The sequence below is a fragment of the Clostridium sp. JNZ J1-5 genome, assembly GCF_053901425.1.
Map to the genome: position 1 here is coordinate 2,857,041 of NZ_CM132773.1, position 24,291 is coordinate 2,881,331.

General features: G+C 29.3%; 25 protein-coding genes, 2 tRNA genes and 1 other annotated feature. Of the genes, 24 read left to right on the forward strand and 3 right to left on the reverse strand.

Annotation, left to right across the window (positions count from 1 at the left end; genetic code table 11):
• Window positions 1-103 precede the first annotated feature (103 nt).
• Together ACWW38_RS13760 and ACWW38_RS13765 are read left to right on the forward strand one after the other, a co-directional pair.
• Window positions 104-955 carry a BsuPI-related putative proteinase inhibitor gene (locus ACWW38_RS13760; protein WP_456258097.1) on the forward strand — a complete coding sequence of 284 codons (852 nt, stop codon included), beginning with the start codon at window positions 104-106 and terminating at the stop codon, window positions 953-955.
• Window positions 956-1,279: 324 nt separating this feature from the next.
• A complete protein-coding gene (locus tag ACWW38_RS13765; RefSeq protein WP_456258098.1) occupies window positions 1,280-1,963 on the forward strand; it encodes a hydrolase in 684 nt (227 codons plus the stop codon).
• Between the two features lie 56 nt (window positions 1,964-2,019).
• Here the strand turns inward: ACWW38_RS13765 and ACWW38_RS13770 are convergent, their stop codons facing one another.
• Both ACWW38_RS13770 and ACWW38_RS13775 read right to left on the reverse strand, forming a co-directional pair.
• On the reverse strand, window positions 2,020-3,405 hold the full coding sequence (locus ACWW38_RS13770; RefSeq protein ID WP_456258099.1) for a diguanylate cyclase domain-containing protein: 1,386 nt from the start codon (window positions 3,403-3,405) through the stop codon (window positions 2,020-2,022).
• 1,013 nt (window positions 3,406-4,418) lie between these two features.
• Window positions 4,419-5,075 (reverse strand): lytic transglycosylase domain-containing protein, encoded by a 657-nt coding sequence (locus ACWW38_RS13775; protein ID WP_456258100.1) that lies wholly within the window; start codon window positions 5,073-5,075, stop codon window positions 4,419-4,421.
• A 578-nt stretch (window positions 5,076-5,653) separates the two neighbouring features.
• Here ACWW38_RS13775 and ACWW38_RS13780 point away from each other — a divergent pair.
• From ACWW38_RS13780 to ACWW38_RS13820, 9 genes are all read left to right on the forward strand, one after another.
• Complete coding sequence (locus ACWW38_RS13780) at window positions 5,654-6,433, forward strand: enoyl-CoA hydratase-related protein (protein ID WP_456258101.1); 780 nt, start codon at window positions 5,654-5,656, stop codon at window positions 6,431-6,433.
• Window positions 6,434-6,665: 232 nt separating this feature from the next.
• Window positions 6,666-6,742 (forward strand) — tRNA-Ile (locus tag ACWW38_RS13785).
• A gap of 14 nt (window positions 6,743-6,756) precedes the next feature.
• Window positions 6,757-6,830: transfer RNA gene (locus tag ACWW38_RS13790), tRNA-Gly, on the forward strand.
• A 65-nt stretch (window positions 6,831-6,895) separates the two neighbouring features.
• Window positions 6,896-7,465: a class I SAM-dependent methyltransferase gene (locus ACWW38_RS13795; protein WP_456258102.1), complete on the forward strand. Its 570-nt coding sequence runs from the start codon at window positions 6,896-6,898 to the stop codon at window positions 7,463-7,465.
• A 309-nt stretch (window positions 7,466-7,774) separates the two neighbouring features.
• Window positions 7,775-8,269: a QueT transporter family protein gene (locus ACWW38_RS13800; RefSeq protein WP_456258103.1), complete on the forward strand. Its 495-nt coding sequence runs from the start codon at window positions 7,775-7,777 to the stop codon at window positions 8,267-8,269.
• A gap of 237 nt (window positions 8,270-8,506) precedes the next feature.
• Window positions 8,507-9,391, forward strand: a complete 885-nt coding sequence (locus ACWW38_RS13805) for a GGDEF domain-containing protein (protein WP_456258104.1) — start codon at window positions 8,507-8,509, stop codon at window positions 9,389-9,391.
• A 39-nt stretch (window positions 9,392-9,430) separates the two neighbouring features.
• A complete protein-coding gene (locus ACWW38_RS13810) occupies window positions 9,431-9,895 on the forward strand; it encodes a methylated-DNA--[protein]-cysteine S-methyltransferase (protein ID WP_456258105.1) in 465 nt (154 codons plus the stop codon).
• 292 nt (window positions 9,896-10,187) lie between these two features.
• Complete coding sequence (locus ACWW38_RS13815; RefSeq protein ID WP_456258106.1) at window positions 10,188-11,900, forward strand: methyl-accepting chemotaxis protein; 1,713 nt, start codon at window positions 10,188-10,190, stop codon at window positions 11,898-11,900.
• Between the two features lie 435 nt (window positions 11,901-12,335).
• Window positions 12,336-13,403 (forward strand): GerMN domain-containing protein, encoded by a 1,068-nt coding sequence (locus ACWW38_RS13820; protein WP_456258107.1) that lies wholly within the window; start codon window positions 12,336-12,338, stop codon window positions 13,401-13,403.
• A gap of 1,380 nt (window positions 13,404-14,783) precedes the next feature.
• Here the strand turns inward: ACWW38_RS13820 and proS are convergent.
• Complete coding sequence (gene proS, locus ACWW38_RS13825) at window positions 14,784-16,220, reverse strand: proline--tRNA ligase (protein WP_456258108.1); 1,437 nt, start codon at window positions 16,218-16,220, stop codon at window positions 14,784-14,786.
• 263 nt (window positions 16,221-16,483) lie between these two features.
• Window positions 16,484-16,693 (reverse strand) — a binding site (T-box leader).
• A gap of 228 nt (window positions 16,694-16,921) precedes the next feature.
• Between proS and ACWW38_RS13830 the strand changes: the two genes are divergently transcribed.
• The 13 genes from ACWW38_RS13830 (at window position 16,922) to ACWW38_RS13890 (ending at window position 24,235) form a co-directional block, all read left to right on the forward strand.
• Window positions 16,922-17,272 (forward strand): PadR family transcriptional regulator, encoded by a 351-nt coding sequence (locus ACWW38_RS13830; RefSeq protein WP_456260467.1) that lies wholly within the window; start codon window positions 16,922-16,924, stop codon window positions 17,270-17,272.
• Window positions 17,265-17,810 carry a DUF2812 domain-containing protein gene (locus ACWW38_RS13835; protein WP_456258109.1) on the forward strand — a complete coding sequence of 182 codons (546 nt, stop codon included), beginning with the start codon at window positions 17,265-17,267 and terminating at the stop codon, window positions 17,808-17,810. Before ACWW38_RS13830 ends, ACWW38_RS13835 begins: the two co-directional genes overlap by 8 nt.
• Before the next feature lie 141 nt (window positions 17,811-17,951).
• Entirely contained in the window at window positions 17,952-18,173 is a 222-nt protein-coding gene (locus ACWW38_RS13840; RefSeq protein ID WP_456258110.1) for a helix-turn-helix transcriptional regulator, read from the forward strand.
• Window positions 18,160-18,855: a DUF3169 family protein gene (locus tag ACWW38_RS13845; protein WP_456258111.1), complete on the forward strand. Its 696-nt coding sequence runs from the start codon at window positions 18,160-18,162 to the stop codon at window positions 18,853-18,855. The genes ACWW38_RS13840 and ACWW38_RS13845 overlap by 14 nt, the downstream gene beginning before the upstream one ends.
• Window positions 18,856-18,935: 80 nt before the next feature.
• Complete coding sequence (locus ACWW38_RS13850; RefSeq protein WP_456258112.1) at window positions 18,936-19,664, forward strand: ABC transporter ATP-binding protein; 729 nt, start codon at window positions 18,936-18,938, stop codon at window positions 19,662-19,664.
• Complete coding sequence (locus tag ACWW38_RS13855) at window positions 19,657-20,850, forward strand: ABC transporter permease subunit (protein WP_456258113.1); 1,194 nt, start codon at window positions 19,657-19,659, stop codon at window positions 20,848-20,850. Before ACWW38_RS13850 ends, ACWW38_RS13855 begins: the two co-directional genes overlap by 8 nt.
• A 184-nt stretch (window positions 20,851-21,034) precedes the next feature.
• Window positions 21,035-21,502: a VOC family protein gene (locus tag ACWW38_RS13860; protein ID WP_456258114.1), complete on the forward strand. Its 468-nt coding sequence runs from the start codon at window positions 21,035-21,037 to the stop codon at window positions 21,500-21,502.
• 24 nt (window positions 21,503-21,526) lie between these two features.
• The gene (locus ACWW38_RS13865) at window positions 21,527-21,907 is read left to right on the forward strand and encodes an SdpI family protein (RefSeq protein WP_456258115.1); all 381 of its coding nucleotides are present in this window, start codon (window positions 21,527-21,529) and stop codon (window positions 21,905-21,907) included.
• 33 nt (window positions 21,908-21,940) lie between these two features.
• A complete protein-coding gene (locus ACWW38_RS13870) occupies window positions 21,941-22,399 on the forward strand; it encodes a hypothetical protein (RefSeq protein WP_456258116.1) in 459 nt (152 codons plus the stop codon).
• 154 nt (window positions 22,400-22,553) lie between these two features.
• A complete protein-coding gene (locus tag ACWW38_RS13875; RefSeq protein ID WP_456258117.1) occupies window positions 22,554-23,054 on the forward strand; it encodes a GNAT family N-acetyltransferase in 501 nt (166 codons plus the stop codon).
• Window positions 23,055-23,249: 195 nt separating this feature from the next.
• The gene (locus ACWW38_RS13880) at window positions 23,250-23,537 is read left to right on the forward strand and encodes a hypothetical protein (protein WP_456258118.1); all 288 of its coding nucleotides are present in this window, start codon (window positions 23,250-23,252) and stop codon (window positions 23,535-23,537) included.
• Between the two features lie 10 nt (window positions 23,538-23,547).
• Window positions 23,548-23,886: a hypothetical protein gene (locus tag ACWW38_RS13885; RefSeq protein ID WP_456258119.1), complete on the forward strand. Its 339-nt coding sequence runs from the start codon at window positions 23,548-23,550 to the stop codon at window positions 23,884-23,886.
• A 160-nt stretch (window positions 23,887-24,046) separates the two neighbouring features.
• Window positions 24,047-24,235 carry a hypothetical protein gene (locus ACWW38_RS13890; RefSeq protein WP_456258120.1) on the forward strand — a complete coding sequence of 63 codons (189 nt, stop codon included), beginning with the start codon at window positions 24,047-24,049 and terminating at the stop codon, window positions 24,233-24,235.
• The last annotated feature ends 56 nt before the right edge of the window (window positions 24,236-24,291 follow it).

A 24,291-nucleotide genomic window follows, 5' to 3' on the forward strand; every position in this document is an offset into this window, starting at 1 on the left:
CGTATTTAATAATATAAAGAAAATTAAGATGCGTTTAGCAAAGTTAAATTTTAAAGTTAATCTTTGCTTAGAAAAAATATTATTTAAGGAGAGAAAAATTATTATGAAAAGAAAGAAGGTAGCACTATTAATAGTAACTATTGCAATGGCTTTTGGAATGATTGGATGTACTGCTGAAAAACAGTATAATATAGGTAATGGAAAAGAAGTTGAAGAAAATGCAGGTAATAACTATAGTAAAATTTATAAAGTTACTCAGCAGAAAGGTAAAGATAATTTAAAAGTTACAGTAACCAATCCGCTAAAAGCAAAATTTAACTTAACTTTTGGAAGTACTCAAGAATATGAATTCATAGTATTTAAATCAGGTAAGGAAGTTTATAGATATTCTAAAGATAAGGCCTTTGGAGAAATGATAGTCAAGAAAGAGATAGGAGCAAATGAAAAGCTAGAATATAATATCGATTTAAATTCTACAGGGTTAAAAACTGGAGAATATAGTTATGAATTTTATTTAGTAGCTAATGAGTTAAAAGATCTTCCACATAAGAAGGGAACCTTAACTATTGGTAAAGTTAAAAATAATAATCCAAATGATAATCAAGGGATTGCGTATTTTCCATTAAAATATGAAGTTAAAGATTTAGATAGTAAAAAACTTGTAGTAGAAGTTAAAAATCAAAACGAAAAACCTGTTAAACTAACTTATACAAGTGGACAAAAATTTGACGCAAAATTTTATAAAGAAGGAAAATTAATTTACACTTGGTCAGAGGATAAAAAATTTACAATGGCAATTTGTGAAAAAACTTTAATGCAAGCTGAAAGTGAAATCTATGAATTAGGGTTGGATGGTATTCCTTTAGAGAAAGGAAATTATGATTATGAATTTTATTCAACTGCAAAAGAATTAACAAACACTCCACACTTAAAAGGAAAAATAACAATTAAATAGTTATAAAACTAGAGCCGTTAATATAGCAATTAATATTGACGGCTCAAATTATTAAAAATTTAAATTTATAAAATAAGATTTTTAATCTTATTTTAGTTTACATACTATTTATTGATAGTATAATTTTGCTAAAGAATAATTGAGAATTTTATGATAAAATAAATTTATAAATCATATGATAAACATATATATTGTTAAAATTTTATAAATGTATTGTTTAAAATTATGTGAAGAGTTATCATAAACTTTATCGAGTAGAATGTATGGACAAACTCTAACTGGACATTATAAGTAAAATTTTCAATGGGACAAGGAGAGAAGGATATGAAGAAACAAGCACCAGAAATAAATGGAAATCTAAGAAGCCATATGATTAAAGTCCCTCACGTTATAAGAGATGCCAGTGGCATAATTGTTTTAGGGAAGAGGATAAAATCACTGGTTTTTAGTACTGATGTTGCAGTAATAAGAAATTCTAATGCAGATGCTATAATGGCAGTATATCCATTTACCCCGCAGCCACTTATAACAGCGGCTTTAGTTATGTCGGCAGATGTGCCAGTATTCTGTGGCGTAGGTGGAGGAGTAACTACTGGCAAAAGAGTAGTCAACTTAGCTTTAGATGCGGAATTCAAAGGAGCTATAGGAGTAGTACTGAATAACCCTACACCTAATTATGTATTGGAACAAGTTAGACAAACTATAGATATACCTGTAGTAGTTACAGTGGTTTCTGAATATGAAGACATACAATCTAGAATAAATGCGGGAGCAGATATACTAAATGTTTCAGGAGCTAAAAGGACAACTGAAATAGTTAGAGGAATTAGAGAACAATATCCTAATATACCTATAATAGCTACAGGAGGACCTACTGATGAAACTATAAAGGAAACTATAGAGGCTGGAGCAAATGCGATTACATATACTCCGCCATCCTCAGCAGACCTTTTTTCAGAGCTTATGGTTAAATATAGAAAGATTCATAAGGAAGAAGCAATGGATTAAATTGTTTAAAATAAAAATAATAATATAATTAAAATAAAGTTCAGTAGCAAATTTTACTACTGAACCTTGTTTATTAAATCACAATTTCCAGGTTTTTGTCTCTTATAAAAGTACATATGATTATCAGCAGCTTTAATTAATTCTTTGATGGTCTTACCGTCATCTGGAAAGAAACTAATTCCAATACTTGCATTAATGAAAATATTATTATTATTAATTATTATAGGATTTTTTAGAGCTTCTTTTATATTTTTTATTTCCAGGTTAACTTTTTCTTTTGGCATATCTTCTAATAAGACAATAAATTCATCTCCACCCATACGACATATCATAGTTTCTTCGCCAACAGCTTCTTTTAGGCGCCTTGAAAAATTTCTAATAACTACATCTCCTACATCATGTCCATAATTATCATTAATCTTTTTAAAATCATCCATATCAATAAATAAAATAGCCAAATTTTTATTATCTATTTTACTTCTGAATATAGCTCCCGATAAATGTCTATTAAATAAATGACGATTTGGAAGCCCTGTTAATCCATCATGATATGCAAGGTAATTTATTTTTTCTTCAGCTGATTTTCTATCTGTAATATCTATTACAACACCATCTACTCTGATTAAATCATCATTTTCATCTTTAATTGGTATAATTCTATTTTGAATCCACCTGACCTGTCCCTTCTTATCAATAACTCTATATTCAACTGTTTTAGATTCACCTGTTTTAAGTGACTTAACAGCATCTTTTGTAATAATAATATCTTCAGGATATATGGAATTCTGAAATATATCAATATCTAAAAAAGAACTTTTATCAGGTAAATTGAATTTTTTTTCAGTTTCATTGGAGAAAGATGCAGAATTAGAATTTTTATCCCAGGTCCAGGTAAATATATCCACACTATCTAAAATGTTTTTAAGCTTTTCACTACTGCTTTCTGCTCTATTAATAAGTATTTCAGTATATCTAGTATATATAAGAAGGAATATTGTTATAAATATACCATATATAATAAAGTACTTTACATATACAGATGGTAAGTATGAAAAAATTCTAAATCTAAATTTAGAAAAAGAGTAAATAGTAAAAATTATAGAATAAAAACTTCCTAGCAATATAATTTTGTAATTTTTATAAATAGAACATATAATAAGAATAATCCAAACAAAGGTATATGTTATTAGATAAGTATGAGTATTTATCAATACAAATAAGTAGACAAATATAAAAGTAACTATTATATACATAATATACTTGGCCCATTTTTGATTAAATGCCAAAAAAGATATGCTAAATAATAGAATAAATTCAACAGGTCCATTTGAAAGAGGAATTCCAGCTGAAGTCAAATTTAATATTATATTAATTGCATATAAAATCCATACTAAAGTTAAAACTAATAAATTATGATTGCGTATTTCATTAGATTTACTCACTATAAAACACTTCCTAAAACATTGCAGTATTTTAATATATAAAACTATTTTATCATCATTTAATGTAAATACAATGAAAATTCAAAATAAATAATATCTAAATAATTACAATTTAATAAAAAATAATAAAATATAATAAAAATAACAAAGAAAACGTTTATATAAATATGCATTAGATACTTAAATTGGGAACTTATACACTATTAATAATATAACATGAAAAAAATAATGTCAATATATTCCAAAAACATATTTTGCATAGTATTTGTAACAATATAATTAAAGTGCAACAAAATAGCGGCATGTAAGATTACTTGGCTAACGCATATATGTATCATTGAGAAACCTTCAATTGATACATATATGCTAGCCAGTAATCTTACATGCCTTAATTAGTTGCAAATTAAAAGTACTATAGTAAATATTATGAGGACTTCAAAAAGCAAAATGATAATTTTGCCTGGCGTAGCTACACTGTAAAGTTACTGAGTAAGTATTATTGAGTATAACTTAAAAAATTACTATAAATAAATGCGGTAGCATGTTGATATTTTTCAAAACTGTTTTTTTAATAGTTATACATACTAGATAACTATTTCTAAGGAGTAAAACTCCTAATAATTCTTTTAATAAACTTCACTTGGAGTTGCAAATCTCCTCTGAAGTCTAGGATTCTTCTTATATACCTTAATTAATTGTAATCAGGATGTACTAGCATAAATTCAAAAAGCTACGCCTAAAACCCTGGCACCCTAATCGGGTTAAAGCGCCCTGCGCTTTTTTAATAAGCCAATTGATATAATTCTTACATTTATCATTAAATTAACTATAGTCTAAATAGTTACTACTATTACAGTTGCTAATATATGTATTGTATAAGTAATAGCGGCCTTGATTTACCAATTTTAAGGTACTAAAAGTAAGAAGGTGTATAATTCATGTTGGATTATACACCTTCGATTTTTAGCACCTTACTCTGTAGTTATCAAGGCCGCCATTTTGTCGTACTATATTTATTTTCCGTAATATTTCATTACTTTTTTTACGTAATCCCTTGTTTCGTAAGGGAGCTTAGAAATTTCTTCTATGGTATCTACTCCTCTTCTTCTGAGAGTACCAGGCCCTGCATTGTATGCAGCAAGAGCTAGTTGTTTTGAATTACCATACATATCTAGCATATCTCTTAGATATCTTGATCCACCATCTATGTTTTGATTTATATCATAAGGATTAGTAACTCCAAGATCTCTTGAGTTTTCAGGCATAAGCTGCATAAGACCTTGAGCTCCAGCATGGGAAGTAGAGTAAGGATCAAAATCAGATTCTTGTTTAATTACAGCCATAATAAGATCTCTATCTATACCATATTTTCTAGAAGCCATTTCCACAGCTTTTTCTATACTTGTATTTCCAGAATCAATTGAAGTTTTTACGTCATTATATATATTAGTGATTCTTTCTCCGCCGGCATAACCAAGTTTATTTAAATCTGTCTGACTGAGGCCAAGCTTATCTAAATCTATATTTCCTTCGCTATCTGATACTGCATTTAAAAGACTTTCCATTACTAATTGAAAAGCAGGAGAGTCACTAGCAGCTTGTTTAAACATTTCAGTAACCATTTGAAATTGCATAAACTGTTCAATTTTTTTTGAATCATCAATGTTCATAAACCCACCAACCTTTATTTATCTGATGACTACCATCCGTAATACTCTCATCATAAGAAGGAAACTCCTTCTCGTTCCTCGAATGAGTAAGCGACCATCACCAAATTATAAATTAAGTGATGTCTGCTTAAGTGGGAGATAACGGATGCTACGTCCCTAGATAAGGGCTTCTAAGCTTCAGGTTAAGAAAAAACTTTACCTGAAATAAAGAATCCTCTTTATCAATAAAAAGTGTATACCTAATATTTATCGTAAAATTTTAAATTACCTTTAGATAAAAATAATAAATGACTGTTTATTGGTGATATTGTAGATTAGTATTGTAAAAGTGTCACTGTTTGTTCATAATTTAACAAATTGATACACTGCTCAATGCAAGTAAAATCAATGATGTTCAGTAAAGTGTCAGTAAAGTGTATCTTTTTTTGTCAAAAATATTTTAGCCTCCTGCTACAACCCTTGAAAATACTAGGTTTTATTTTAGCATGGTTCTTGCTAGTAGAATACATAAAGTACTATAATTAATAATTATGGGATAAAAAGGTCTATGTAGTGTATATATTTAAGGGGGAATAGAGTTGAACTTTAAAAATATTTTATTTAAACAAGAATCAAATGTAGCTGTAATTAGCATTAATAGACCAAAAGTTTTAAATGCTATAAATACTTATGTTTTAGAAGAAATAGAAACGGCTATTGATAATATAATGGAAAACGATAACATAAATGTTCTGTTAATTACGGGGAATGGAAAAGATTTTTCAGCAGGGGCAGATATATCCGAAATAATAAACTATTCTTCAGAAGAAGGAAGGATGTTTACAAAAAAAGGTCAAGATATATTAAGAAAAATAGAAGTTTTCGAAAAACCTGTAATCGCAGCAATTAGTGGATTTGCTTTAGGATGTGGATGTGAACTTGCTATGAGTTGCGATATTAGAATAGCAGAAGAAGGAGCTAGATTTGGCCATCCTGAAGTGGATTTTGGTATGATTCCAGGCTTTGGAGGCACTCAAAGACTTACTAGATTAACTGGAAGGGGAAAAGCTAAACAATTAATATATACTGGAGAAATTATAAATGCTAAAGAAGCAGAAAGAATAGGGCTTGTGGAAAAGGTTGTATCTAAAGAAAATTTAATGAAGGAAGCAATGAGAATGGCAAGAAAGATAGCATCAAAAGGACAAATTGCTATAAAGTATGCTAAAACTGTAATGACTATAGGTATAGAAACAGATATAGACATAGCTTTACAAATTGAAAGAGATGCAGTAGGAGTATGCTTTGCTTCAGGTGAACAAAAAGAAAGTATGTTAAGATTTTTGAAGAGTAGAGAGAGTGAAATAAAAGGTGCATGAAGAATAAACTGAAAAATCCAACAATTAAAACCGGTGAAGTGTTAAAAACAGCCGGTTTTTTTGAAAAGTCGAAGAAAACTTACCCCAGTGTATCTTTATAAGAATTTTTTAGTATAAAAAAGAAAAATAAAGAACGGTATATATAAATTATGGCAATAAGAATCAAAAAAAATTATGCTAATTCAATTTATGTTAAAATAACACTTGTCTTTGAGACAATTTAATGTTTTATGGGTCTATAGCTCAGCTGGTTAGAGCGCACGCCTGATAAGCGTGAGGTCGATGGTTCGAGTCCATTTAGACCCACCAATAAAATTCAATAAGCGGGTATGGTTCAATGGTAGAACGTCAGCCTTCCAAGCTGAACACAGGGGTTCGATTCCCCTTACCCGCTCCAAAATACACCTTAATAGGGTGCTTTTTTTATTTTGTTGAAATATGTATTATGAGGAAGAGATCATTATGGAAAAAAACTATTTAACAAATGCTATGAACTTAGCTAAAGAAATAGCTTTAAAAAAGCTTGAAAATGGAGATATAGCAGTAGATGCAACCATGGGAAATGGGAACGATACGATATTTTTAGCTAATTTAGTAGGAGATAGTGGTAAAATATATTCCTTTGATATTCAGGAAATGGCAATAAAAAATACTAATGATAAGTTGATGAAAAGCAATATAATCAATGGAGTATATTTAATACATGATGGACATGAAAATATAGATAAATACGTAAGTGAGAAAGTAAAGTTAGTTATGTTTAATTTAGGATATCTTCCAAGTGCTTCCCATGAAATTGCTACAAAAGCAGAAACCACCATAGTTGCTATACAAAAATCACTATGTCTATTAAAGAAAAATGGAGTAGTACTTTTAGTAATATACCATGGTCATGAAAGCGGCAAAGAAGAAAAGACTATAATAGAAAAGTTTGTAACTACATTAAATCAAAAAGAATATAATGTAGTTAGAATGGAATTTATGAATCAAATAAATAATCCGCCTTTACTTATAGTAATAGAAAAGAGATAGGTAAAAATTATAACTTGAACTTTTTTTAGTATTATGATAAATTGTTTAAAGACAGTTCGCGAGCCTCCTGTCGATAAATAAAACTAAGGCAAACACACAATCCGAACGTACTAACTAGCTGTGCTCAAAATAATTTGAGTATAGTTTTGTTTTGATTGCAAAAACTGCCTTGTTTTCAAGGCAGTTTTTTATTTTGGTTTAAATACTAAAGTGTTTTCTTGGTAATTTACTACTGGAAGAATAGAGTGCAAACAAAATATACAGCCACTTATTCATTAAGAAATAATATTTTTAGAAAGGAGAAAAATAATGAAAGATAATAAAATAAACAAGTTAGTAAAAATAGCTTTAGTTGCAGCGGTTTATGCAGTTTTAACTGTAGCTATTGCACCAATCAGCTATGGACCTATTCAATTTAGACTTTCAGAAGTTATGACTTTACTTGCCTTTGTTGATCCATTATATATTCCAGGATTAGTTCTTGGCTGTGTTATTTCAAACCTATTTAGCCCTCTTGGAATTGTAGATGTAATTGTAGGAAGTACAGCAACTTTTTTTAGTGTATACATGATTAGTAAATCTAAAAATTTATTTGTGGCTACCTTATGGCCTACATTGTTTAATGGATTCATAATAGGAGGAGAATTATATTTTTTATCTAAACTTCCATTTTTATTAACATCATTGCAAGTTGCGGCAGGAGAATTTGTAGTGGTGACTGTAATAGGATATCCTTTGTTCAAACTTATTCAAAATAATAAAACTGTAACTGAGGCATTAAAAATCGGAGGCTCTCGCGCTTAAAAATTAATTAGTCATGGTAATTTTATTAATTCTATAGGAGAACACTATTTATTTAAAAGATAATGGTGTTCTTTTTGCAAATTACTAACCTAAAAAATTTACAGAAATAAGTACATAAATCTACAAAGATTAACAAATAAGAATTTTTTATGATATAATAAACTATAGTGATAATTTGTTAATAATGATTAAAAATTAATCTAAGATGTAATTAGAATTAATTAGGAGAGATGGCATATGAAAGACATTGAAGAATTAATAAAAGTTTTATCTAGACTAAAAGGATTTTATGATGAAATGAGAGTTGTAGATCCTATTACAAAAGAGATAATTACTTATGGTGATATGGAACATAATTCTTATGCACATCATTGTCATGATTTTTGGTTAAAAGAAAAAGCCTGTAATAATTGTATTGCCATAAGAGCTTATTTAAAAGATGACACGTTTATGAAAGTTGAGTATAATAAAGATAAAATGTTTCTAGTTATTGCATCTCCTCTAGAATTGGAAAATAAAAAATATGTATTGGAAATTATAAAAGATATAACAAGTTCGGGAATTATATGTAACCTAGAGAAGAAAAGTGTAAATGAAATAAATGAAGAAATTAGAAAGTTAAATGATAATATTACCAAGGATGAATTGACAGGCATATATAATAAAAGGTATATTGATGAAAAGCTTCCTAATGACATTTATGTAAACCAAGTAGAAGGAACACCTTTGTCTGTGGTAATGGTAGACATTGATTTTTTTAAGAAAGTAAACGATTTATATGGACATCTAGCTGGAGATTATATATTAAAAGAATTTGCTAAGATAATTTCTAAAGTAATAAGAAAAGGTCAGGATTGGATAGCACGATACGGTGGAGAAGAATTTTTAATAGTACTTAACAATACAGATGGACATACAGCCTTTTATATTGCAGAAAGAATGAGAAGAAGTATAGAAAATAGAACATTTAAATTTGAAGGTAAAAATATTAAATTAACTGCAAGTTTTGGCATAAGTTTTATGAATGATTATGAAAAAAGTTTAAATGATCTCATAAGAAAGGCTGATCAAAACTTATATAAAGCTAAAAATAGGGGAAGAAATAAAACAGTTTGTGAATAGTGTATAGTTAAAAATATTAATAATAGAAGAGGTTTTTGTATGAGAAAAGAATATAAGGCTTATTATAAATCAGAAATAGGAATAGTAGAAATAACAAGTTCAGAGGATGCTGTTCTATCTATATATTTTGTAGATAAGGAAGGCGAAACTGTGGAAATGCCAGAAATTCTAAAAGAAGCATATACTCAAATAGATGAGTATTTTAAAGGAAAAAGAAAGGAATTTAATTTAAAGCTTTATTTTGAAGGTACTGATTTTCAAAATAGAGTATGGAATGAACTTACAAAGATTCCTTATGGACAGGTGGTATCCTACAAAGATATAGCTATTGCAGTAGGAAATGAGAAGGCAGTAAGAGCTGTTGGAACGACTAATGGTAAAAATAAAATATCAATAGTTGTACCATGTCATAGAGTAATTGGAAGCAATGGTAAATTAACAGGATATGCTGGAGGGCTACATAGGAAAGAGTGGCTGCTAAATCATGAAAAAAATATATTATAGTATGAAAATGATTGTATTTAATTAAAAAAATAAAGTTAAAGATGTAGAAGGGATATAATTCGACAAGGAATTATCTCTCTTTCTTTATTTATTGTAAGTAGATGTATAGCTTTATTAAGCTAATAGCCTATTTTAAGAAGAGTGTTCCGGTTAAGTTTATCATTTTTTAACATAATAAGGTTTGATAGTCAAAGTTTTTATTTGAAGTATATGTTTTGTCATATTATAATAAATTATGAAGAAATGTATCGAATATTAAGTTAAAATAAATTATGATATTGGAGGAACATATATGAAGTGGTTCAAAAATTTAAAAATTGCTCAAAAATTAATAATTTCTTTTATCATTGTTTCACTGTTTATAGGCATAGTTGGAAGTATAGGGGTAATAAATATGAAAAAGATAAATTCAAATGTCACCTCTATATATGAAGTTAACTTAGTAGGAATAGATAGCATTAATAAATTAAAGACTAATCTTGTACAAATTCGTGCTAATATTTTGCTTATTCTTGATCAAGATAACAAAGCTAATATCCAAACTATTGAAAATGATATAGAAAAATTAACAAATGAAGATACAAAAATTATAGAGGAATATAAAAAAACCATTACTACTAATGAGGATAAAGAAATATTTGGTGAATTTGAAAAATTGCTTAACGACTATAGAACTTCTCGCAAAAAATTAATAGATCTTGTTAAGGGAGGAAAGTATGCAGAGGCAGATGCAGCTTTTGTAAATGTATCTAAAATAAGAACAGATATGTTTACAGTTCTTGATAAGTCAATTGAACTAAATAATAAATTAGCTGTTAGCAATTATGAAGGGAGTATGTCTGCATATAAGTCTTCAATAAATATGATAATAATTATAATTGTATTGGGATTATTTATTGCAATTTTATTGGGAATTATTATATCTAAAATGATATCAAAACAATTAAATGAGATTTTAGCATTTACTGAAGTACTTGGAGAAGGAGATTTAACTAAAACAATTAATATAGATACTAATGATGAAATAGGAAAAGTTGTTAAAGCTTTAAATAAGTCTATTGAAAATATAAAAAATCTAATATCTCAAATAATTACTAGTTCAGAAAATATAAGCAGTACTAGTGAAGAACTCTCTGCTACAACAGAAGAAATATCATCAAAAATGGAGAATGTAAATGAATCTACAAAACAGATAGCCACTGGAATTGAAGGTTTAAGCGCAACAACAGAAGAAGTGAATGCATCTACAGAGGAGATAACAGGAGCTATTTTAGATCTTTCTAATAAAGCAGAAGAGGGAAATGAATCCTCTAAAGAAATACAAAAACGTGCCCTTGCAGTTAAAGATAGAGGAGTTAAGTCAGCAGAAGTATCAAGGAGAATATATACTGAAAAATATGAGAATATATCTAAAGCCATAGATGAAGGAAAAGTAGTTGAAAAAGTTAAAGTAATGGCTGAAGCCATAGGAAGTATTGCAGATCAAACTAATTTACTAGCTTTAAATGCAGCTATAGAGGCGGCTAGAGCTGGAGAGCATGGAAGAGGATTTGCAGTAGTTGCAGAAGAAGTTAGAAAGCTTGCAGAAGAATCAGCTTCAACTGTGTCAAATATTCAAAATGTAATAGTACAAGTTCAAACAGCCTTTAATAATCTATCAGAGAATGCAAAGGATATTTTAAACTTCATTGATAACAATGTAAATCCTGACTATGAACTACTTGTTGAAACAGCTGTAAATTATGAAAAAGACGCTGAATTTTTAAGCAATATTTCTGAAGAAATTGCATCTGCAACAAAGCTAATGTCTGAAACTATTGAACAAGTAAGTGGTGCTATTCAAAATGTATCTGCAACCTCAGAGGAATCAGCAGCTAGCTCACAAGAGATATTAACTAGTATAAATGAAACAACTTTAGCTGTTGAAGAAGTAGCAAAAGCAGCTCAAAATCAAGCGGAGCTTGCAGAACAGCTTACTAAGATGGTACAAAATTTTAAAATATAGAACATAGTATTTCATGATGAAATTTACAGTTTTCATGTATATATAAATAAATTACTAAAATCTAAGGTATATAATTTTCAAGAGAATTTTATAACTTTTACAACTTGTTTAAAGTTCTCTAATAAATTATATACCTTTTAATTTTTAATAAAATGGCTGTGTTTTAAGAGATTGTTGATTTCGTATTATATCGAAAATAATTCTAAATTTAACATAACAACTGTAGCTTAATAGGTTATATTTATTATTAGAATTGTAATTTAATATTCTATAAAAATATAACTATAATTTTGAAACTAAATCTAAGATTAAGGCAGGAATAAACATTATTACAGATGTATGATACAATAGATATATACAGTAAATTTAAATTAAGAGGAACCCTAAAATTAATAGTAACATGATAAATAAAATATGGAAGGGGCAAAATATAACATGAAGAAATTATTGTTAGCAATCATATTACCAATAGCACTTTTTACTTCTTGTAGTGATAAGAATAGTAAGGTGGAAAATAATCAACAAAATACTAGTAATGTTCAAGTAAAGAGTGATCCTGAAATAAAAATTAATATATCAGATTATTATCCAATTAAAGAAAATATAGAATACAAATTTGCTGGAGAAGGAAATGAGTATGCAGCAAAAGATGTATACGTAGATTATATTAAAGACAACAAAGTTCAGTTAAGAATTATAACTGGAGGTACAACATCAATTAATATAGTGGAAAGAACTGATGATGCAGTAACTTTGTTAAATTCAAATGGGGAAATTTATCATAAAACTAATTACATTGATTCTCCTAGTGATTTTAAAAAGGAAATACTAATAAAATCACCTATAAAGGTTGGAACTAGTTGGACTATACCAAACGGATATAAAAGAAGTATTACAGCTTTAGATAAAGTCATAAAAACACCTATTGGTGATTTAAAGGCTCTGGAAATAAAAACAGAAGGAAAGGAGCATGTCACATGGGACTATTATGTAAAAGATATGGGGCATGTTAAAACAGTATATGAAGATAGCAAAAATCCTGATTTTAAAGTAATAACAGAGATAAAAGAGATAAAAGGGAATACTCCATTAACTCAAAATGTTAAGTTTTATTATATTAAATCAGAACCAACAGAGTTTATTACAGCAGGTGTTAATAGAGATATAAAATTAAATACTAATCAGGATGTAAATGAAAGTTTTGAAAAGTATCTAAAATCACCTGAAAATAAAGAGTTAATACCTGCATTTAGTAAGAATACTAAAATCAATAAAATTGGAATAAACTTAGACAATAATATAGCATATATAGACCTTTCTAAGGAATTTGTAAATGAAATGAATGCAGGAAGTGAAGTAGAAGCCAGAAAGGTAGAAGCAGTAGCATATACTGTAGGCAACTATTATAATTCAAAAGAAGTATTGCTAACAGTAGATGGAGAACCTTATGCAGGAGGACATATTGCATTTAAAAAAGGTGAAACTATAAAAATAAAACAATAGTTTTATACTGAATAACATAAGTATAGTGCAAAAAAATGGCGGCCTTGGTAGCTACAGAGTAAGGTGCTAAAAACCGAGGGTGTATAATTCAACAGAGAATCTTATCTGCGTTAAGAAGTTCTAAGTTTGTGACTTTAAAAATTCCCTACCCAGCCCTATGCATCGTCCTGATGCAGGTCTGGCTCCCACCCGTCCTGGGTGGGAATTACGGTAATTTTCAAATTCACAAACTAAGAACTTCTAAGACTTGCTCAAAATTCTCTTAATGAATTATACACCCTCTTACTTTCAGCACCTTAAATTGGGTAAATCAAGGCCGCTATTGCTTATACAAAACATATATTAACAACTGTAATAGTAATGACTATTTAGACTATAGTTAATTTAATGGACAGTGTAAGTATTATATTAATTGACTTATTAAAAAAGCGCAAAGCGCTTAACACGATAGGGTGTCAGGGTTTTAGGCGAAGCCTGTTGAAGTTATACTAGTATTTTCAGGTATTCAACTTTAAGCGTGGAGTAAACAGTAGAACTGCAAGTGTTTTTATGGTGATTGTAATTATTTGTAAATAATATGATATAATTAAAAAATAAGTTAATTAATAATAGTAATATAAGGTGAAATAAATATGTGAGGTGATAGCAATTAATAATTTAAAATTGGGTAAGATAAATAATAAATTTTTTAGCAGCAAGCCATATAAAAAATTAAATAAAATTATAATTGCAATATATAGTATGTTCATGCTGATATATGTTTTTAGAGAGAACTTGTATAAATTAGATAATCAATATATTACTCTATTTGCAGAAACTACACCAAATCTTATACCCAGTTTCCTTTTTACTTTAATGGGTATATTCTATATAGTACCTTTTTTAAAAGGTATCGATTCAATCAATAAACTGATGTTTATATGGTTAATCAATGCACTCAATATTATGTTTTTTTCACTAATAGAATATATGCATGTTGTTTTCAAGTTGGGGTCATGGGATAATAATGATATAATTGCGTCTTTAATCGGTATAGTATTTTCGACAGTTATTTATTTTAAATCAAGAAAGTGTTTTGTTAAAAAAAGGTAGTTTTTTAGCTATCTTTAACAATATATACTTAGTGAATTTACAGTGTGGCTACGCCATGCAAAATTATCATTTTGATTTTTGAAGTCATTTCAGTATTTACTATAGTAATTACTAGGTGCAACTAATTAAGGCATGTAAGATTACTGGCTAGCATATATGTGTCAATTGAAGAAACTTTGAAGGAATAACTAGTAGTACTTAAGGTTTCTCAATGATACATATATGCGTTAGCCAAGTAATCTTACATGCCGCTATTTTGCTGCACTATACTTATATTGTGGATCAAAATTAATAAGCTTTTCCCCAGTAAACCATGTGTTTTGCTTCTTTTCCACAGCAGATACATTTATCAGAGATTTTTTCTTGTTCAAAAGGAATACATCTAGAAGTTACACCTATAACTTCTTTTAATTTTTCTTCACAAGCCTTATCTCCACACCACATAGCTTTTATAAAACCAGGTTTATCATCTGCTATTTCTTTAAACTCTTCTAAGGTAGCTGCAGTATAAGTTTTTTCTTCTCTATGGTTTTTAGCATGCTCATACATTGAGTTATGTATGTCATCTAAAAGTTTTGGTATAGCAGTTTCAAGATCATCCATAGAAACAATAAGCTTTTCTCTTGTATCTCTTCTAACAAGTACAACTTGGTTGTTTTCAATATCCTTTGGTCCTACTTCAAGACGAACTGGAATACCTTTCATTTCGTATTCATTAAACTTCCAGCCTGGCATCTTATCACTAGAATCGAGATTAACTCTAGCAAATTTAGAGATTTTAGCTTTAAGTTCGTTAGCCTTATCTAAAACTCCCTCTTTGTGTTGAGCAATTGGTACAATTATAACTTGAGTTGGAGCTATTTTTGGTGGAAGCTTAAGGCCGCTGTCATCACCATGTACCATTATAATTGCTCCTATAATTCTAGTAGTCATACCCCAAGAAGTTTGATGAACATATTGAAGTTGACTGTTTTTATCAGTATATTGAATTTCAAATGCCTTTGCAAAATTATCTCCAAAATTGTGGGAAGTACCACTTTGAAGTGCTTTACCATCATGCATTAGGCTTTCTATTGTGTAAGTTGCCTTTGCACCAGCAAATTTTTCTTTTTCTGTTTTTTGCCCTTTTACAACAGGTATAGCTAAAACATTTTCACAGAAGTCTGCATATACGTTTAGCATATCTATAGTTTCTTTTTCTGATTCTTCGGCAGTTGCATGTGCAGTATGACCTTCTTGCCATAGGAATTCAGTTGTTCTTAAGAATGGACGAGTTGTTTTTTCCCATCTTACAACAGAACACCATTGATTATATTTTTTTGGAAGATCATTATAAGATTGAATTATTTTTGCATAGTGATCACAGAATAATGTTTCAGAAGTTGGACGAACGCATAGTCTTTCAGCAAGTTCTTCAGTTCCACCGTGAGTTACCCAAGCAACTTCTGGGGCAAAGCCTTCAACGTGATCTTTTTCTTTTTGAAGTAAACCTTCAGGTATGAACATTGGCATATATACATTTTCATGTCCTGTTTCTTTGAATTTTGTATCAAGATATTTTTGAATATTTTCCCAGATGGCGTATCCATAAGGACGAATTATCATACATCCCCTAACGCTTGAATAGTCAACAAGTTCAGCCTTTTTTACAATGTCAGTATACCATTGAGCAAAATCTACATCCATTGCAGTTATAGCTTCAACAAATTTTTTCTGTTTTCCCATTTTAATTTCCTCCTTATTATTTTAGGTAGTAATCTTCAAGGTTTAAGATTAAAAGAAATCGCTAGTCTCTAGTGGCTAATCTCTAAAAAATTAGAGGAAATCGCTGAAATACAGAGTTAGCATTAATATAGTGGTTAAACCCTTATAACTTAGAAACTAACTCTTATTGCTACAACCTAGTGATTAGAGAGTAGCGACTAGTAAAGTAGAAAAGTGCTCAGCATTTTTCTAATATTTCACAAAATAAAAAAGCCCTAATCCCAAAAAGGGACCGGCTTCCGGTGGTACCACCCTAGTTAATATATATAAATATATTCACTCATCTTAATAACGGTAAAAACCGCTGTAGCCTACTATTATTTCGGTACAGAACTCAAAGGCTGGTTCAAAATTATCCTTTTAGATGCCTCTCACCAATGGCTCCCTCTCTTTAAAAAAGATTAATTTCTACTATTCCTCATCATAGTCATAAACTATTGAATTATAATTAATATGATAAAAATTAATTAGCAATATGTCAAGGGGTTTTCAGGTTAATTATAAACTATTCTATTGTGTTTGTCGAAATTTTTACCTTAGATATAGTTGACTATTGGTAAATAGTAGTTTAATATATCGTTGCATGATATATCGTGCAACGATATAAAACTAATCCATATAGTATCTTGTTACTATACTAAAAGGGGGTTTTCATTTTGAAGATTCAAGATCATGCTAGAAAATATCTTCCATTAACGGAGTCAACCTATTATATATTAATATCATTAATTGAACCATTGCATGGATATGGCATAATGCAAAATGTGGAAGAGATAAGCAAAGGAAAGGTAAAAATAGGACCAGGAACTCTTTATGGTGCAATAAATAAGCTTTTAAAAGAAGAGCTGATAGTTAGAGCGAAAAGTAAAAGTTTAGAGGATGATAGAAGAAAAACCTACGTGTTAACTGATATAGGGAAAGAAGTAGTTATCCAAGAGTATAGAAGACTTTCAGACTTGGTAGAGTGCAGTAAAGAAGTAGTTAATAAAATTGGGGGGGTTGAGAATGATTAAAAAATATAAAAGATTACCTGGTATTTTTTTTGGATGGGAAGATGAAAAAGAAGAAAGATGGCTTGAAAAGCTATCAAAACAGGGACTACATTTTGTAAGGTATAACCTACTTTATTATGTATTTCAGGTAGGAGAGCCAAAGAAATACATTTATAAAATAGACTACAAATCAACTAAAAATACTGATATAGATGAGTATTTAAATATATTTGAAGATGCCGGCTGGGAACATGTAGGCCAATTTGCAGGTTGGCACTATTTTAGAATAGAAAAAGAAAAGGCAGATATTCAGGATATTTATACAGACAACAACTCTAAAATTGAAAAATATAGGGGATATTTAAAAACTTTGAAGATAGTAGCAGCATGTGAGGTGCCTGCATTTTTAAATTTTACGCTCAATCCAGTTTATGGAAAACACTCTGGAATGAATATTATTAAATTATTATTGGTTGGCCTAATTACAATATTCGGTTACACAATTTACAAAGTATCTAAAAGGATTAAAAACTTAAGTGATAAAATTTATCATGATTAAATATACAAATTTAATTTTCCTCCAATATTCTTGCAAATATAAATAGTCAAAATGACAACTAAAATTATCTAAATGACAAATATAATTGACAATATGACAGATATAATATACAATGGTAACATGTGGAAGGAGGAAGGCTACTTGGAGTTAAGAAATAGAGTTAAAGAGCTTAGAGCAAGACATAATCTAAGCCAAGGAGAATTGGGAAAGTTAATTGGAGCTTCCAGGCAGACTATAAGCCTCATTGAAAGAGGAGATTATTCCCCCTCTATACTATTAGCTTTAAAAATAGCTAAAGTTCTTAAAGTAAATGTAGAGGAGGTTTTCTATTTGGAGGAGGACAACGAAGATGAAGAAGTATAAAAATTTTATTATAATAATTATAATATCTGGACTATTTGGAGGGCTTGTAGGTTTTTTTAGTGGAAATAATTTTTGCATCAATTTAAACTTAGGCGGAAATATATATGTTTATTTATTTAGAGTACTTTTAGGTATAGAAATTATTTTAACTCTTATAGTATCTGTGATATTAATATTCCTAAAGAGTAAATTTAAAACTACAGATTTAGAAGAACTTCCTTTAAAAATAGATAGAAAAATTGACTTAGCCATTCATCTTAGTACCGTGGCAGTTATTTTAGGACTTTCTATTTTAACCATTATGGTAAGCAAAAATTTTACTGGTGATAAAAAAGTCTATATAACAATAACTGCGGTGATCATAGTAGTTACAAATTTACTACAAATACTTTCCATTAAATGCTACAATGGGTATTATCCAGATAAGAAACTTAATATGTTTGAAAATAATTCAGATAAAAAGTATTTTGATAAGCTAGATGAAGGAGAAAAATGGATAGCCTATAGTTCAAGTTACAAAAGTTTTAGGGGGATGCAGTTAGTTTATTCTGGGGCAATGGTATTAATGCTGGTACTATCTGCTGTTACTAGTGTTCCAATAATAATGCCTATTGTTATTGCGATTTTATGGATAATTCAAATATCAATATATATGATTGCAACAAGAAAATATAGTAAATAAGTTAACAAGAAGAGTTTCAATTTAATGAAAAAGCTAACATTTATTCGAAATAGAATATATAAAAATTAAGGAGGGGTACCATGGTAGAGGTTATAAACCTTACAAAAGAATTTAAAAAAGTTCAAGCCGTTGACCATATAAACTTTTCAGTACAAAAAGGGGAAGTACTTGGACTTTTAGGGGAAAATGGTGCAGGAAAGACAACAACACTTAGAATGATAGCTACAATGTTAAAGCCAACAGATGGAGATTGTATAGTAGCAGGTCATAGTATAAAGAAGGAACCTCATAAAGTAAGAGGGGAAATAGGTATTTTATTTGGAGGAGAGGTAGGTCTTTATGATAGACTTACAGCTAGAGAAAATATAATGTACTTTGCAAATTTAAATGGAATGAATGATAATGAAGCTAAAGAAAGCGTAGAGTATCTTACAAAAATGCTTCAAATGGAAGAATTTATAGATAGAAAAGTTGGCAAGTTTTCTAGAGGAATGAAGCAAAAGGTAGCTATAGCAAGATCTATAGTGCACAAGCCTTCAGTAATGCTATTCGACGAGCCGACTATAGGACTTGATGTTAGTGCTAGTAAAATTGTTCAAGACTTTATATTAAAGTGTAAAGAGGAAAATAAGGCTATAGTATTTTCAAGTCATAGTATGATAGAAGTGGAAAAGCTATGTGACAGAATAATAATAATTCATAAAGGTAGAGTTATAGAAGAAGGGACAGTAGAATCACTTAAAGCTAAATATAAAAACGATGACATGGAAAGTATTTTTATGGATTTGGTAGGTGAAAAGCATGAATAAAGCTAGTGTAGTATTTAAAAAAGAAATAAAAGATCTTTTTAGAGATAGAAAGACTTTATTAGTAAGTATCCTAATACCTTTAATTCTTTTCCCGATTATTTTCTTTGCTATAGGAAAATCAGCTACAAGCAATGTAAAAAAAGTAGAGGAAAACTTTAAGGTTTCTATAAAAGGCGGATCAAATTCTAACTTTATAGGTTTCGTAAAGAAGATGGATAAAATACAAATTACTGATTCTAAAAATCCAGAGGAAGATGTAAAGGAAGGAAAGCTTCTTTTAGCATTAGAAGTACCAGATAATATAGATAATTTAATTAAAGAAGAAAAGGATGCTCCTATAAAGATAATTTATGATAACTCAAGTCAGCAATCTTCTATGGCACAGAGCAAAATAGAAAATTATATTCAAGAATACAGCAAACAAATAGTAGCTACTAGACTTGAGCAAAGAGGAATAAAGAATTCAATTTTAAATCCTATACAAATAAGTTATAAGACTACAGAAAAAGAAGAAGAGAGCTTTGGAAAGATGATGCTTTCAATGATATTGCCGCTTTTCCTTGTAATCTACAGTATAACAGGACCTATGGGGCCAGCTGTTGACCTTGGAGCAGGAGAAAAGGAAAGAGGAACACTAGAACCACTTTTAACTACACAAGCAGGAAGAATGTCTCTGCTATGGGGTAAGTTTGGAGCTATATCCCTGATTGGATTATTAACTACTTTAGCTTCTATGATAGGTATGGTAATTGCGTTCTCTCAAAGTGGTGAAAGCGCTATGGGCATGGAGATGAGTTCGAGTATGCTTACAAGCATAGGCACCAAGGGAATAGTATTAATTTTCTTCATGGTAATACTAATAACTTTAACTTTTGGAGCTTTAGAACTTGCTATAAGCATATATGCAAGATCCTTTAAAGAAGCTCAAACATATCTTGCACCTTTAAATATAATAGCTTTGATTCCAGTTTATATAACTTATATGCAGGATGCTAAAAATATAGATATGATATATTTTCATATACCAATAGCAAATTCTGTATGTCTAATTAAAGAGTTTTTAGCAGGAATATTTAACACTAGTCATATACTAATAACTTTCGGATGGATACTAGTTTATATTGTAGTTTGTATATCTTTTGCAAGATATATGTTCAGCAGAGAGGACGTAATATTTAGAACTTAAACAGGTTGTCTTGATAACCATAAAATAAAGAACTAAAAATAGAAGGTATATAATTTAACGGAGAATTGTATACCTTCTATTTTTAGTATTTTAAATTAAGAAAATGAATTATTTATATACTGTATTGGAGATAATGTTATAATTATCATATAAGTAAAAATATAGGCTTTAGGAGAGGAGTACAATGAAATTTTTAAATACATTGATAGTTGTTTCTAATATGGAAAAATCAAAGTTGTTTTACTATGAAGTGCTTGGTTTAAAAGTTGTTGTAGATTTTGGAGAGAATGTAACTTTAACAGGTGGTATTGCATTGCAGACAAAAGATTCTTGGTCTGCTTTTATTCATAAACAAGATAGTGAAATTGTTTTTGGAGGAAACGAAGCAGAGTTATATTTTGAAGAAGATGATTTTGATGGTTTTATTCAAAAAATTAATGGTGTGGAAGATATTAACTATGTACATCCGATGGTAGAACATTCTTGGGGGCAGCGTGTTGTTCGTTTCTATGACCCTGATAAACATATCATTGAAGTTGGAGAAAATATGATTATGGTTGTCAGACGATTTTTAAACAGAGGTTTATCAATTGAAGAAACTGCTATTAGAATGGATGTACCAGTTGATTATGTGAAATCTTGCTTAGAGTAATTATTATATAATGTGGAGGAGTATATGGGATTCAAAATATTTATATTTGTTATTAATTTGATGATTCCAGTTACTATGTTATTTTTTGGAATAGTATTTAGAAAACACGGGCCCAAAAATATCAATGGAATTTATGGTTATAGAACTTCAATGTCAATGAAAAACAAAGAAACCTGGGAATTTGCACATCAATATTGCGGAAGATTGTGGATAAAATTAGGCCTTGTAATGTTAATTATCACCATTATTGCTAGTGCCTTAGTATTTACCTTTGATGATGATGTTCGGGGAATTATTGAGACAGTATTAGTGACCACGCAAACCATTATTTTAATTGCATCTATTTTCCCTGTTGAAAGTGCATTAAAAAAGAATTTTGATAAAAATGGAAATAGAAAAAATTAAGTATATATACTAGATTAGGAGGAATATCGGGAGATGATTAATTGGATTGTAGCTGTTTTATTTACTAGCATTATCTTTAAAGAATTTAAGATTTTAAAAGAGTTAGTGATAAAAACAAGAAAGGGCTTTATTGAAAAAATATTTTTTTTAATAGGTGTTGGGGTTATCTTTTATATTACCTATGCATATGGAAGGGTAAAAATGCATTATTTATTAGGAGCCTTAGGTGAAATTTTATATGCAATTAGCTATTTCAGAACTGGCATAACTGAAAGAGGATTTTCGTCTATATTTCGAGGTGCACGACTTATTTCTTGGGATAAGGTACAGAAAGTTCATATAAATAAGGATAAAAATGTACAGGTTTCTTATTCAGGAAGTGGATTTTATTATAGCCTTTATTTTGATAATAGAGACTATGATAAAATAATAGGGTTTTTGAATAAAAAACTACCTAGTAAATCAATAACATCACAATCACACCTGAGGTGAACGGGTACGGGATATGGAATGGATAAGGGAATGTGGATTTCAAGTTATATAAATATGTAGCAATGTTATGCATATAAGGTGTATGAAGGTAAAATCATGTGAATCAAATATTATATAATACTTATAAGAATAGTACATACGTGGGGGATAGCTTATGAAAGTTATAGTTAATAACAAAGAACATATTGTTGAGTTTAGATATGTAACTGGACAAGATATGATAGAGAAAATTAAACAGCTTTTTTTAGAATATGTCCACTCTTTGAAAGTAGACCTTTCTTTTCAAAACTTTGAAGAAGAACTTAACACATTGCCAGGTAAGTATGGACAACCACGTGGAGTTTTAATATTAGCATTAGTTGATGGTAAAGAAGCAGGATGTATTGCTCTTCGTAATATTTCAGAAGATATATGTGAAATGAAAAGGCTATACGTCCGTGATTGTTACAGAGGATTGGGAATTGGCAAAAAACTTATTACTATAGTAATCCAAGAAGCTTTAAAAATAAATTATCAATATATTAGGCTTGATACCCTTCCTATGATGAAAAATGCTCAAGCTTTATATAAGTCATTAGGATTTTATGATATTGATCCATATGTATATAACCCAATTGATGGAGCAAAATTTATGGAGTTAAAATTAGAAAAATAGTTTATTACATTATTGGATGATATAATGCTTACCGATGGAGGGGATAAGGTGATTAGCGCAATCACCCATGGGGTGGATGGTTATATCTGATTTTAATATATAAAGCTAATAGTTATATATTTATATAACATATTGGAAATTATGTTACAATTATCATATAAATGGAAGTGTGGGTTTTAAGGAGGAATTTTAAGTATGAAGAGAATTCTAGGTTATTTTTTATTGGTTATAACACTTAGCATATTTACATCTTGTAATAAGCTACAGTCACAATCTGTAAAAACAAATCCTTATGCTGGTAGAGCTTTAGGCATTGGAATTATTGGTGAGGCACCTGAAGTACGAGAAGAACAAGTCAGGTTTACAAAAATACAATTTTCTGATCTAGAAAAAAAGACTTTTAATTCTCAATACGACGCAATTTTTATTACTAAAGATAACTTACTTGAAGCTGCACAAGGGAAATATGTGGCTATTTACTAGGAGGCTTATGGTGGATGTAGAGCAAGCAGTATTTATAGTAGTTTCAGTAGTGATACTATTGAACAGTATAAATTTATTAACAAATATATCTAAAATATTAGTTAAATTCTCAATGAAACTAAGTGCATTTTGTAATTCCAGTATAAGAAGAGCAATAGCTAAGAATCATGACAAGACAGCTAAAATACTGGGAATACAGGGTATAATATGTGGGACGCTAATATTAATAATTTCAATTAATATTAATAATACTGAATTGAGTAGAGGTTCAACGGGATTATTTATTCTACTGGCAATATCAGTAGTCAACATATTTACATTAGGAGTAATAGTCCCATCCATTAAATAGGTGTATTTTATTTGTAATTCATAATTGAGTGTATGTTACTTTATAATATTCTTATACGACGAATTATCAATATGTTATACCCAGAAAATAATATGGAAAGAAGGTAAGTCTTAGCGAGAGTTTGGTACTTACAATATACTCTCTTACTAAAGGGTAAAGGATGAATATCGAAATTAGAGAAGTTATAGCAGAAAATTTAAAAGAAGCTTTATCTTTGCATGTAAGTGAAATCCAAAAATCATATGTGGAATTTACAAAACAGTGTTTGGAAGATGCCATAGAATGTAGTTGCTGCAGACCTGTAGGGCTCTATCAGGATGAGATTATGGTTGGGTTTGAGAAAAAGTAATGGTAAAGGTATTATAAATTAGTCAATAAAGCTACTTTAATTCACAACTTTGTTAG

Coding starts and splice junctions, on each gene's coding strand:
- ACWW38_RS13760 (WP_456258097.1), top strand. CDS start 104: ATGAAAAGAAAGAAGGTAGCACTATTAATAGTAACTATTGCAATGGCT.
- ACWW38_RS13765 (WP_456258098.1), top strand. CDS start 1,280: ATGAAGAAACAAGCACCAGAAATAAATGGAAATCTAAGAAGCCATATG.
- ACWW38_RS13775 (WP_456258100.1), bottom strand. CDS start 5,075: ATGAACATTGATGATTCAAAAAAAATTGAACAGTTTATGCAATTTCAA.
- ACWW38_RS13795 (WP_456258102.1), top strand. CDS start 6,896: ATGGAAAAAAACTATTTAACAAATGCTATGAACTTAGCTAAAGAAATA.
- ACWW38_RS13800 (WP_456258103.1), top strand. CDS start 7,775: ATGAAAGATAATAAAATAAACAAGTTAGTAAAAATAGCTTTAGTTGCA.
- ACWW38_RS13805 (WP_456258104.1), top strand. CDS start 8,507: ATGAAAGACATTGAAGAATTAATAAAAGTTTTATCTAGACTAAAAGGA.
- ACWW38_RS13810 (WP_456258105.1), top strand. CDS start 9,431: ATGAGAAAAGAATATAAGGCTTATTATAAATCAGAAATAGGAATAGTA.
- ACWW38_RS13815 (WP_456258106.1), top strand. CDS start 10,188: ATGAAGTGGTTCAAAAATTTAAAAATTGCTCAAAAATTAATAATTTCT.
- ACWW38_RS13820 (WP_456258107.1), top strand. CDS start 12,336: ATGAAGAAATTATTGTTAGCAATCATATTACCAATAGCACTTTTTACT.
- proS (WP_456258108.1), bottom strand. CDS start 16,220: ATGGGAAAACAGAAAAAATTTGTTGAAGCTATAACTGCAATGGATGTA.
- ACWW38_RS13835 (WP_456258109.1), top strand. CDS start 17,265: ATGATTAAAAAATATAAAAGATTACCTGGTATTTTTTTTGGATGGGAA.
- ACWW38_RS13845 (WP_456258111.1), top strand. CDS start 18,160: ATGAAGAAGTATAAAAATTTTATTATAATAATTATAATATCTGGACTA.
- ACWW38_RS13850 (WP_456258112.1), top strand. CDS start 18,936: ATGGTAGAGGTTATAAACCTTACAAAAGAATTTAAAAAAGTTCAAGCC.
- ACWW38_RS13855 (WP_456258113.1), top strand. CDS start 19,657: ATGAATAAAGCTAGTGTAGTATTTAAAAAAGAAATAAAAGATCTTTTT.
- ACWW38_RS13860 (WP_456258114.1), top strand. CDS start 21,035: ATGAAATTTTTAAATACATTGATAGTTGTTTCTAATATGGAAAAATCA.
- ACWW38_RS13865 (WP_456258115.1), top strand. CDS start 21,527: ATGGGATTCAAAATATTTATATTTGTTATTAATTTGATGATTCCAGTT.
- ACWW38_RS13870 (WP_456258116.1), top strand. CDS start 21,941: ATGATTAATTGGATTGTAGCTGTTTTATTTACTAGCATTATCTTTAAA.
- ACWW38_RS13875 (WP_456258117.1), top strand. CDS start 22,554: ATGAAAGTTATAGTTAATAACAAAGAACATATTGTTGAGTTTAGATAT.
- ACWW38_RS13880 (WP_456258118.1), top strand. CDS start 23,250: ATGAAGAGAATTCTAGGTTATTTTTTATTGGTTATAACACTTAGCATA.
- ACWW38_RS13890 (WP_456258120.1), top strand. CDS start 24,047: ATGAATATCGAAATTAGAGAAGTTATAGCAGAAAATTTAAAAGAAGCT.